General features: G+C 59.9%; 9 protein-coding genes. 3 read left to right on the top strand and 6 right to left on the bottom strand.

The window, feature by feature from the left end; all coding sequences use genetic code 11:
* Positions 1-5: 5 nt before the first annotated feature.
* Positions 6-722: a fimbria/pilus chaperone family protein gene (locus tag HBR94_RS09060; protein ID WP_170044537.1), complete on the bottom strand. Its 717-nt coding sequence runs from the start codon at positions 720-722 to the stop codon at positions 6-8.
* A 112-nt stretch (positions 723-834) separates the two neighbouring features.
* On the bottom strand, positions 835-1,491 hold the full coding sequence (locus HBR94_RS09065) for a DUF1120 domain-containing protein (RefSeq protein ID WP_057440460.1): 657 nt from the start codon (positions 1,489-1,491) through the stop codon (positions 835-837).
* 480 nt (positions 1,492-1,971) lie between these two features.
* On the opposite strand from HBR94_RS09065, the gene ppx reads away from it, so the two are divergent.
* Positions 1,972-3,474, top strand: coding sequence for an exopolyphosphatase (ppx, locus tag HBR94_RS09070; protein WP_170044539.1), 1,503 nt, complete (start codon positions 1,972-1,974; stop codon positions 3,472-3,474).
* Between the two features lie 3 nt (positions 3,475-3,477).
* Here the strand turns inward: ppx and HBR94_RS09075 are convergent, their stop codons facing one another.
* The 3 genes from HBR94_RS09075 to hemB form a co-directional block, all read right to left on the bottom strand.
* Positions 3,478-4,980: an amidase family protein gene (locus HBR94_RS09075; protein WP_262383375.1), complete on the bottom strand. Its 1,503-nt coding sequence runs from the start codon at positions 4,978-4,980 to the stop codon at positions 3,478-3,480.
* A gap of 140 nt (positions 4,981-5,120) precedes the next feature.
* Entirely contained in the window at positions 5,121-7,343 is a 2,223-nt protein-coding gene (gene ppk1 / locus HBR94_RS09080) for a polyphosphate kinase 1 (RefSeq protein WP_170044540.1), read from the bottom strand.
* An 18-nt stretch (positions 7,344-7,361) separates the two neighbouring features.
* Positions 7,362-8,375, bottom strand: coding sequence for a porphobilinogen synthase (gene hemB, locus HBR94_RS09085; protein WP_057960958.1), 1,014 nt, complete (start codon positions 8,373-8,375; stop codon positions 7,362-7,364).
* Between the two features lie 218 nt (positions 8,376-8,593).
* On the opposite strand from hemB, the gene HBR94_RS09090 reads away from it, so the two are divergent.
* The gene (locus tag HBR94_RS09090) at positions 8,594-9,238 is read left to right on the top strand and encodes a DedA family protein (RefSeq protein WP_057960959.1); all 645 of its coding nucleotides are present in this window, start codon (positions 8,594-8,596) and stop codon (positions 9,236-9,238) included.
* On the opposite strand, the gene HBR94_RS09095 is transcribed toward HBR94_RS09090, so the two are convergent.
* Positions 9,219-10,454 carry a sterol desaturase family protein gene (locus HBR94_RS09095; RefSeq protein ID WP_170044542.1) on the bottom strand — a complete coding sequence of 412 codons (1,236 nt, stop codon included), beginning with the start codon at positions 10,452-10,454 and terminating at the stop codon, positions 9,219-9,221. The two genes, HBR94_RS09090 and HBR94_RS09095, sit on opposite strands and share 20 nt — an antisense overlap.
* Before the next feature lie 114 nt (positions 10,455-10,568).
* Between HBR94_RS09095 and elbB the strand changes: the two genes are divergently transcribed.
* On the top strand, positions 10,569-11,234 hold the full coding sequence (elbB, locus tag HBR94_RS09100) for an isoprenoid biosynthesis glyoxalase ElbB (RefSeq protein ID WP_170044544.1): 666 nt from the start codon (positions 10,569-10,571) through the stop codon (positions 11,232-11,234).
* Positions 11,235-11,316 lie beyond the last annotated feature (82 nt).

Below are 11,316 nucleotides of genomic sequence, written 5' to 3' on the forward strand. Positions count from 1 at the left end.
CTCGATCAACCCGCTTCGACAACAACGGGAGCCTGGTAGACGGAGGTCGAATAGCCGTAGACCGTCGCCGGTTGAATCTCGACGGCATTGACCCCTGCGACATTACCCTCAACCGTGGTCCAAAGCGTTTCGCCAGGCAGCACATAGGTGCGCGACAATATTGCCGGGCGCTTGGCCGGCAGCAGCTGCACCTGTAAACCCAAGCGGACAACGTAGGCACTGTCGTTCTGCACGGCCAGGCGATTGCCTTGCAGGGTCCACTTGAGCAACTTCCAGGGATCTTCAAGCCGCGGCAAACCCTGGGGGTGCAGGATCAGCGGCAGGTCCTGGCGAATGGTGATACCAATGGTCGCACGCCCTTCGGCCCTGGCCTGGGGAATCCCTTCAAAAGTGACCCGCTTCAAGCGTTGAGTCTTGAGTGGTTCCTTGAGGGTTGCGATAAAGCGCACTAGTTGTGTTTCGCCAGGTTCCACGCGCGCAATTGGCGGCGTAACAATCAATAATGGTTCCGGGTCTTCAGCAAGATTTTGAATGACCGAATGTAATAAAGCCGGACCGGCATCGGTATTCTTGACATTAATAGTCGCTTCGCCATTTTCTTCATAAAGAATTACAACAGATGTTTCAGGCTCCATACCGTCAGCCAGTACGTTGCCATGTAATAGCAGAGAAAGACTTACGCCCCCTAGCAGGGCAGTAACTGTATTGAAAAGAAAACTCATCAAGTTCTACCCACACACAATTTAAGAGACCGTCAATAGATCCAGGATCTGTAAGCAGCCCGCACGCAGTCGCAACAGCCAGTTACGACTGCAGTGCGGATTTACTACCTGTTTAGATACGAGTAACGACTAAGGTGGCAAGGCCGTTCAAAGGAACATCCTTGCTCAGGTCCAGGGCGCTGCCCCGGTTGATGACGGCCTTGACGTTGATCGTGCCGCTGACAACGTTGACCAGTGCTGGAACCGGGCTGGTGGTGCGGCTCCAGGAGTGCTGGTACGGGAACTTGTCGACCCGGCCATCGGCGCTATACATCCAGGCTGCGACAGAACTGGTCCTTTTGAGCGGTAGCAGGCTGGCACCGGCGCTGGACAGGTTCGAAAGCCTGACCGAATAGCCACCGGTACGCCGGCCATCCACCGCACCCAGGCCAAAGTTCTGGGATTCAGCGAAGCCGGTTCCCAGGATACCCGCAACGGTGCTGGCCGCCTGCGTGTCAGATACCGACAGCGCCATCTGCGTAGCCGCGGTGCCGCAGTTCACGGACAGCGGCAGGGTTTTCTCCTGCAAGGGGTTGAAAGCATTTGGCAAGATAGAAGCTGCACTGATCTGACCATAATCAATGACGCCGCTGCTGATACTGACCGTGCAGGGCGCTGGCTTGATAGTACCAATGACCCTCAAGTTCCCCGAACCACTTGTATCGGCGTGTGCAACCACGCTTGCGGCCAAACAGACAACACCCATTACCAAACCAGATATTTTTTTCATGCTGAACCTGTCACTAGAAGTTATCAGGTGCCTTTATTCCTACCCGGGCAATTGCATTGCCCAACATCCCGCCATCCGTGACAAATGAGCTGTAAATAAATAACACCAAGGCAGAATTGCCGAGTGACAGTCTCTCCCGCATGCACCCCACTAAAGAATAAGACAATACCCTGATTACTGTCAGAACTATAAAAAACAATCGTCGCCTTAACCCAACTCAAGAGTAGTACCAAACAAATAACCAATGGGTATAACTGATCTTAAGATGTAGGTTAAATCAAGAGAAGTTTCCAAATTTTGAAATTCTACTGTTTCCCATAGATCCTACGGAATAATTACAAGGAACCAATGGAGCCCCCCTACATTCCCTACAAACCTGTGTCCCGAACCTCCGTAGGAGAACTCCTCTGCGCACTACGCGTTGGCGTCAGCGTTTGATCGTGGCACGATGGCGAGGTTATCGACCGAGATCCCCTACCCATGCCGCAATCCCAAGCCAAGAATCTGTCCCTGATCGCCGCCATCGACCTGGGCTCCAACAGCTTTCACATGGTCGTGGCCAAGGCCCAGAACGGTGAGATCCGCATCCTTGAGCGGCTCGGCGAAAAGGTACAACTGGCTGCCGGAATCGACGACGAGCGCAAGCTCAACGAAGAATCCATGCAGCGCGGGCTCGATTGCCTCAAGCGTTTTGCCCAACTGATCAACGGCATGCCCCAGGGCGCCGTGCGCATCGTTGGCACCAACGCGTTGCGCGAAGCGCGTAACCGCGGCGAATTCATCCGCCGTGCCGAGGAGATCCTCGGGCACCCGGTAGAAGTGATTTCCGGCCGTGAAGAAGCACGCCTGATCTACCTCGGCGTCTCCCACACCCTGGCCGATACCCCCGGTAAGCGCCTGGTGGCCGACATTGGCGGCGGCAGCACCGAGTTCATCATCGGCCAGCGCTTCGAGCCGTTGCTGCGCGAAAGCCTGCAAATGGGTTGCGTCAGCTACACCCAGCGCTATTTCAAGGACGGCAAGATCACCCCGGCCCGCTACGCCCAGGCGTACACGGCGGCGCGGCTGGAGATCATGAGCATCGAACACGCCCTGCACCGCCTGACCTGGGATGAAGCCATCGGCTCATCCGGCACTATCCGCGCCATCGGCCTGGCCCTGAAGGCCGGCGGCCATGGCACCGGTGAGGTGAATGCCGAAGGCCTGGCCTGGCTCAAGCGCAAGCTGTTCAAACTTGGGGATGCCGAGAAGATCGACTTCGACGGCATCAAGCCCGACCGCCGGACCATCTTCCCTGCAGGCCTGGCAATCCTCGAAGCCATCTTCGACGCCCTCGAACTGCAACGCATGGACCATTGCGATGGCGCCCTGCGTGAAGGCGTGCTCTACGACCTGCTGGGCCGCCATCACCACGAAGACGTGCGTGAACGCACCCTGGGCTCGCTGATGGAGCGTTACCACGTCGACCTGGAACAGGCGGCGCGGGTCGAGCGCAAAGCGTTGCATGCCTTCGACCAGGTCGCTGCAGATTGGGAACTGGAAGACGGGGTCTGGCGTGAACTGCTGGGCTGGGCCGCCAAGGTCCATGAAGTAGGGCTGGATATCGCCCACTACCATTACCACAAACACGGCGCGTACCTGATCGAGCACTCCGACCTGGCAGGGTTTTCCCGCGAGGACCAGCAGATGCTGGCGCTGCTGGTGCGCGGCCATCGCCGTAACATCCCCAGGGACAAGTTCGCCGAATTCGGCGCCGAGGGCATCAAGCTGATTCGCCTGTGTGCCCTGCTGCGCTTTGCGATCCTGTTCCACCACATTCGCGGCACTCAGCAGATGCCGCAAGTCACCCTGCGCGCCAACGGCGACAGCCTGGATGTGGTGTTCCCTAAAGGCTGGCTGGATGAGAACCAACTGACCCAGGCGGATTTCGCCCAGGAAGCCGAGTGGCTGACGCGAGTGGGCTTCAGCCTGAATGTGCACTAACCCCTAGACGCTCTCGGACGACACCGGCGCCCCCGGCAGGAACGCCGGCTCACGAATAGCCTGCGTGGCCTGTTCATAACCATAGGCGACCGAGAGCAGTGTGGCTTCACTGTTGCCCGTACCGTAAAAGTGCAGCGCGGTCGGCATACCCTCATCATCCATGCCCGAGGGCACCGAGATGCCGGGGTAACCGGCGGCGGCGGCAAAGTAGTAACTGTCGGCGCGAAAGTTCGACACGATGGCATCGAGGCGGTGTTCGCTCAGCGGCTTGTCGAGGGTGCCTTTGAAAATCGGCAGAACGGCCGCCCACAGTTGCTCGCGCTGCTCATCCGTCACGTCCAGGCTGTTGATGTGCTCCAGCAACGCCTGGTCCGGTTCCCCGGCTTGCTTGTCGCGCTCGTTGAAGGCAATCAGTTCAGCCAGCGACTTCACTGGCAGCCCTTCCCGGGCGGCCAGGTAGCTGTTCAGGTTTTGCTTGATCCCGGCCAGCAGCGCGTCACTGTATTGATCGTAAGCCTCACGTGAGACACCCGCGTCCAGCCTGCCTATCGGCACCATGACTGCCCCCTTGACCCTGAGCATCGCGATCGCGTCTTCGAAGTGCTTCCGGTCCGCACGCAGGGCCGGGTCCCTGGCGTCTTCAGGCGGCAGCACCGGCAGCGGCGTGTAGCCAATGCGCTTGCCCTGCAAGGCATCCGGTGTGAGCCCGGCGGTGTAGGCCGTTGTTTCGGTCATGGCATTGAGCGCTTCGCCAGCATCGCGCACGTTGCGCGTAAAGGTGCCCACCGCGTCCAGTTTTGAACTGGTCATCACCCCTTCGGTACTCACCAGCCCGGCCGTGGTTTTCAAACCGACCACGCCGTTGTAGGCCGCCGGAGCAATCACCGAGCCATTGGTCTCGATGCCCAATGCCAGCGGCACAAGCCCCTGGGCGACCGCCACCGCCGATCCCGAACTGGACCCTGCCACCTGCCCTCCCAGCCGATGGGGGTTAAGCGTTTGCCCACCACGGGAGCTCCAGCCATCCACCGGCACGCTGGAGCGGAAGTTGGACAGTTCGCTCATATTGGTCTTGCCCACGATCACGGCCCCGGCCTTGAGCAAGTTATCCACAACCTTGGCGTTTTTGCTCGTCGGTGAGCCGACCAGCGCACGGGAACCGGCACTGGTGTGCATTTTCCCACTGGTTTCGAAGACATCTTTCAGGGCAATCGGCACGCCGTGCAAAAAACCGCGCACGGTACCGCTGGCTCGCTCCTGGTCACGCGCCCGAGCCTGTTCACGCGCATCGGGGTTAACCTGCACAAAGGCATTGCCGCCCTGCAGACCCTGATCGATGTTGGCAATACTTTTTAATGAGTCCCGCACCAGGGACTCTGAAGTGGCTACCGCCCCAGCCATATCGGACGCCATGGCCTGTGCACTGCGGTAGCCCTTCGGTGGCAAGGCCAGCGCCTCGAATAGCCCCGCAGTTCCGAACCCGATACCTATGCCTGATCCCACCATCGAAAACTCCTTAACTGCCCTGTACAGGCTATCGTCTGATAGCCCAAGGTCAGTCTAGGAACGGGAGCATGGGATCCCCAACCTGGGAAATCTGACGGTCCTGTCCGATTTCCCAGTGAGGGATGTAGGTCTAGTCGATATCAGCGAACCGCCAGCAACGGGCTGCCCAACCGCTCCAGCAACGTGGCCTGGGCACTGCGCGGGTTCTGGTTGCCCGTCGGGGTGTTGCGCACGTAGCGCCCATCGGACTGCAGGCTCCAGCTGTGGGTGTTATCGGTCAGATAACTCTCCAACTCTTTCTTGACCCGCATGATCAGCTTCTTGCCTTCCACCGGGAAGCAGGTCTCCACACGCTTGTCGAGGTTGCGCTCCATCCAGTCGGCGCTGGAGAGGAACATCTGCTCTTCACCGCCATTGAGGAAGTAGAACACCCGCGTGTGCTCCAGGAAGCGGCCGATGATCGAACGCACGTGGATATTGTGGGACACCCCGGCAATGCCCGGGCGCAGGCAGCACATGCCACGCACCACCAGGTCGATACGCACGCCGGACTGGCTGGCCTTGTACAGCGCGCGGATGATCTTCGGATCGGTCAGCGAGTTGAACTTGGCGATGATGTGCGCCGGCTTGCCGTCGATGGCGAACTGGGTCTCGCGGGCAATCATGTCGAGCATGCCCTTCTTCAGGGTGAACGGCGCATGCAGCAGCTTTTTCATGCGCAGCGTCTTGCCCATGCCGATCAACTGGCTGAACAGTTTGCCGACGTCTTCGCACAGCGCGTCGTCGGAAGTCAGCAAGCTGTAGTCGGTGTAGAGCTTGGCGTTGCCGGCGTGATAGTTACCGGTGCCCAGGTGCGCGTAACGCACGATCTCACCGGCCTCGCGGCGCAGGATCAGCATCATCTTGGCGTGGGTCTTGAAGCCCACCACGCCATAGATCACTACTGCACCGGCCGCTTGCAGGCGGCTGGCCAGTTGCAGGTTGGACTCTTCGTCGAACCGCGCACGCAGCTCGATCACCACCGTGACTTCCTTGCCGTTACGCGCGGCGTCCACCAGCGCATCGACGATTTCCGAGTTGGCACCGCTGCGGTAGAGGGTCTGGCGCACGGCCAGGACATGGTGGTCCTTGGCGGCCTGGCGCAACAGATCGACCACCGGGGTGAACGACTCGAACGGGTGCAGCAGCAGAATGTCTTGCTTGCTGACCACGCTGAAGATGTTTTCGCTGTTTTGCAGCAGTTTCGGAATCTGCGGGGTGAACGGCGTGTATTGCAGCTCCGGATGGCTGTCCAGGCTGGTGATGCTGAACAGGCGCGTCAGGTTCACCGGGCCGTTGACCTGGTACAGCTCGGTCTCGGCCAGGTTGAATTGCTTGAGCAGGTAGTCCGACAAATGTTTGGGGCAGGTATCCGCCACTTCCAGGCGCACCGCGTCACCGTAGCGCCGCGAGAACAGCTCGCCACGCAGGGCGCGGGCCAGGTCTTCGACGTCTTCGGTGTCTACCGCCAGGTCGGCGTTTCGGGTCAGGCGGAACTGGTAGCAACCCTTGACCTTCATGCCCTGGAACAGGTCATCGGCGTGGGCGTGGATCATCGACGAAAGGAATACATAGTTATCGCCAGCCCCCCCGACCTCTTCCGGTACCTTGATGATGCGTGGCAACAGGCGCGGTGCGGGGATGATCGCCAGGCCCGAATCACGGCCGAAGGCATCGATCCCTTCGAGCTCGACGATAAAGTTCAGGCTCTTGTTCACCAGCAGCGGGAACGGGTGCGTCGGGTCCAGGCCAATCGGGGTGATGATCGGCGCGATCTCGTCACGGAAATAGCGACGGACCCAGGTCTTGAGCTTGACGGTCCAGTTGCGGCGACGGATGAAGCGCACTTGGTGCTTTTCCAGCTCCGGCAGCAGGATGTCGTTGAGGATGGCGTATTGGCGATCCACATGGCCATGCACCAGCTCGCTGATCCGCGCCAGGGCCTGGTGCGGCTGCAGGCCGTCGGCGCCCGCCTGTTCACGGGCAAAGGTGATCTGTTTCTTGAGGCCGGCGACACGAATCTCGAAGAACTCGTCCAGGTTGCTGGAGAAGATCAGCAGGAACTTCAAACGCTCCAGCAACGGATAGGACTCATCCAGCGCCTGTTCCAACACGCGGATGTTGAATTGCAGTTGCGACAGCTCGCGATGGATGTACAGGCTGCTGTCATCCAGGTTCGGAATCACGATAGGCGGTGCCGCCACCACCGGCTCCGCGACCACGGCAGGCTGCTCAGGCGCAAGCTCCGGCGGGGTTTCGGCGACCTGTTCAACTACCGGGTGCGCATCTTTTACGGCAACTTCTGTGAGTCCTTCGGTATTCATCGAGTGTTCCTGTGAGGGCTATTGTTGCTCTCTAAGCAATTGGGCGGCACGGGCGGCAAAGTAAGTCAGGATGCCATCGGCACCCGCACGTTTAAAGGCGGTAAGGGATTCCAGGATGACGCCTTCACTCAACCAGCCATTTTGAATCGCAGCCATGTGCATGGCGTATTCACCACTGACCTGATAGACAAAGGTCGGCACCTTGAATTCCTCCTTGACCCGATAAAGGATGTCCAGGTACGGCATACCGGGCTTGACCATCACCATATCAGCGCCTTCAGCCAGGTCCGCCGCCACTTCGTGCAGGGCTTCGTGGCTGTTGGCCGGGTCCATCTGGTACGAGGCCTTGTTGGCCTTGCCCAGGTTCAACGCCGAGCCGACCGCATCGCGGAACGGGCCGTAGTAGGCGCTGGCGTACTTGGCTGAATAGGCCATGATCCGCACATTGACGTGCCCGGCCAGTTCCAACGCCTCGCGGATCGCCTGGATCCGGCCGTCCATCATGTCTGACGGGGCCACCACCTGGGCGCCCGCAGCGGCATGGGACAGCGCCTGCTTGACCAGTGCGTCGACGGTGATGTCGTTCTGCACATAGCCTTCTTCATCCAGGATGCCATCCTGCCCGTGGGTGGTAAACGGGTCCAGCGCCACGTCAGTAATCACCCCAAGCTCCGGGAAACGCTCGCGCAGGGCGCGGGTCGCACGCTGGGCAATGCCTTCGGGGTTCCAGGCCTCGGCGGCGTCCAGGGACTTGAGCCCGGCGGGTGTGACCGGGAACAGCGCCAGCGCCGGGATCCCCAGTTCAACCCACTGCGCCGCCTCTTGCAGCAGCAGATCAATGGTCAAACGCTCGACACCCGGCATCGACGCCACCGCTTCCCGACGATTTTCACCGTCGAGCACAAACACCGGCAGGATCAGATCATTCACCGTCAGGACGTTTTCACGCACCAGACGACGGGAAAAATCATCACGACGGTTGCGGCGCAGACGGGTAGCGGGAAACAGGCGTTGGGCGGGGGTAAAGCTCACGGCAGACTCCTGAGCCCGGCTTGACGGGCGAGCGTGACAGTTATAAGCGGCCATTATGACGAAGGAATGACAGTTGTGCTTACTCATACGACCGGCATGTGACCTGTAGTCGCATTCATGCTTTCCGTAGGAAATGTTCACTTCGTGACACATCTCGATACTTTCATGAATGTTCACGAAGGCGTAGGCTGCGCGTTCATTTCGCCAGCACCCAGACAATGCTCCAACAATTTCTGAATGACTTTGGCTACTTTGCCCTCTTCCTGGGGACGTTCTTTGAAGGTGAGACCATCCTGGTTCTCGCAGGCTTCCTTGCGTTCCGCGGATACATGGATATCAACGTGGTGGTGGTGGTGGCGTTCTTCGGCAGCTACGCCGGCGACCAGCTCTGGTACTTCATGGGCCGCAAGCATGGGCGCAAATTGTTGGCGCGCAGGCCACGCTGGCAACTGCTGGGCGATCGGGCACTGGAGCATATCCGCCGACACCCCGATATCTGGGTTCTGAGTTTCCGCTTCGTCTATGGCCTGCGCACGGTCATGCCCGTGGCCATTGGCTTGTCCGGCTACCCGCCGGGGCGCTACCTGTTGCTCAACGGCATCGGCGCGGCGATCTGGGCAGCAGCACTGGGCGCGGCGGCCTACCACTTCGGCGCTGTGCTCGAAGGTATGCTGGGTAGCGTCAAGAAATATGAGCTGTGGGTGCTGGGTGCCTTGCTGGTACTCGGCCTGGGCTTGTGGCTGCGCCGGCGCATCCGCAACGCCCGCCTGACCCGGGAAAACTGCGCGGCCGAAAAAGCCCGGCTGGAGCAGGAGCAACTGGCCGAGCCGAAAAAGCCCGAGCCTACGACACCCATCGAGTAAGCCGGCCCCTGCAACAGTAGAGGCCGATGACACTGAGTAGGCTATAGCTGGCCAGCCCCGACCAGCCCAACGCACTGGCCGGCCACAACCCGACCAGCGGCGCCAGCCACACCAACGGCACATTCAGCCCCAACCGCAGCAGCTCGGCCTTCAAGGCCCACGGGCGATTTTCCAGGGCCACGCCCAGGGTAAACAAGCCCAGCGCCATCACACTCCAACCCAGCACAAGCGCAGCCGTCGGCATGCCCTCGCCAACATTCATCAGATAGCTGCCCAAACCCACATACGCGGCAAATTGCAGGGCGATGTAAATCTGCTGGCGCGCGTCCAGGGGCACCTCGAATTTACGGAACTGGCTCAAGTCCGGCTTGGCCAGTGGGTACTTGGCCTTGACGTCCGCCGGGCGCCAGCCGGTGCGCATGAACCAGATGCGCAGTTTGTCCCACCCACTTTCGGTACGCCGGGCATCACTCCACAGCTGGGCATAGAACTGCAGGTTGGCCCACAGCGGATTCCAACTGGCCAGAGGCGTGGTCACGCCAAAGATCACCGGCTCGTTTTCGTCTTCTTCCTGGAACGAGCCAAACAAACGGTCCCAAATAATGAACACCCCGCCGTAGTTGCGATCCATGTAGAGAGCGTTCTGTGCATGGTGGGCCCGATGATTGGACGGGGTGACGAAAAACCACTCGAACCAACCGAGCTTGGGCACATGGCGGGTATGCACCCAGAATTGATACAACAGGTTGAGCGACGCCACGCTGATAAACACCAGCAGCGGCACGCCTACGACAGCCAGTGGCAGATAGAAGATCCAGCTCAGCAAAAAGCCCGTGCTGGTCTGGCGCAAGGCGGTGGTGAGGTTATAGTCCTCGCTCTGGTGATGCACCGAGTGCGCCGCCCACAGAATATTGCGCTCGTGGCCGCAGCGATGCAGCCAGTAGTAGCAGAAGTCGTAGAGGACAAAGGCGAACACCCAGGTCCAGACGCTCTGGGCTGGCAGCTCGAACAGCGCCCAATGCTTGAGGGCGAAGGCGTAGGTCAGCAGGCCCACGCCTTTGGTCAGCAGCCCAGTGGTGGTGGACAATACACCGGTGCTCAAGCTGTTGATGGCGTCAGCCACCCGGTAGTTGCGCTCGCCGCGCCAACGGTCAGCCAACAGTTCGACCACAATCAAGGCAATGAAAAACGGTACCGCGTAAGGGACGAAGTCCATGGGCCAGTCCGGTCAATTATTGTTACATCAAGGTTAGGCCAGTGACCGGATATCCCAATGGCAATGCGAGACAAATAAGTAGACATTTAACGCCATAAATCAGGAGAAATGCCCATGAGCAAAAAGATTGCAGTGATCCTTTCCGGCTGTGGCGTGTACGACGGCGCTGAAATCCATGAAAGTGTTATCACGCTGCTGCGCCTGTATCAGCGCGGCGCTCAGGTTCAGTGCTTTGCCCCGGACATCGCGCAGCTGCATGTGATCAATCACCTCACGGGCGAAGAAATGCCCGAGTCGCGCAATGTATTGGTGGAGTCGGCGCGCATCGCCCGAGGCGAGGTGAAAGACATTCGCGAGGCCCGCGTGGAAGAGTTCGATGCGCTGGTCGTGCCCGGCGGTTTTGGCGCGGCGAAGAACCTGTCGAACTTTGCCATCGAAGGCGCCGGTTGCAGCGTCAACCCGGACGTACTGGCACTGGCCGAAGCCTTTGCCGAAGCAGGCAAGCCCGTGGGGCTGATCTGCATCTCGCCGGCCCTGGCGGCAAAAATCTACGGCCCAGGCGTGACCTGCACCATCGGCAACGACGCCGACACCGCGGCCGCCCTGGACAAGATGGGCGCCACCCACCAGGAATGCGCGGTAGACGAAATCGTCGAAGACAAGGCGCGCAAGCTGGTGAGCACGCCGGCCTATATGCTGGGCAAAAACATCAGCGAAGTGGCATCGGGGATCAACAAGCTGGTGGACCGGGTGCTGGAGCTGACCCACGAGAGCGACTGAATGGGCGACACCGATTAAAAATGTGGGAGCTGGCTTGTGTGGGAGCCAGCGCCCACACAAGCCAGCTCCCACGATTTGACCG

Origin of the sequence: Pseudomonas sp. WS 5412, assembly GCF_012985615.1 — a bacterium.
In the GTDB taxonomy this organism is placed as follows: domain Bacteria; phylum Pseudomonadota; class Gammaproteobacteria; order Pseudomonadales; family Pseudomonadaceae; genus Aquipseudomonas; species Aquipseudomonas shahriarae.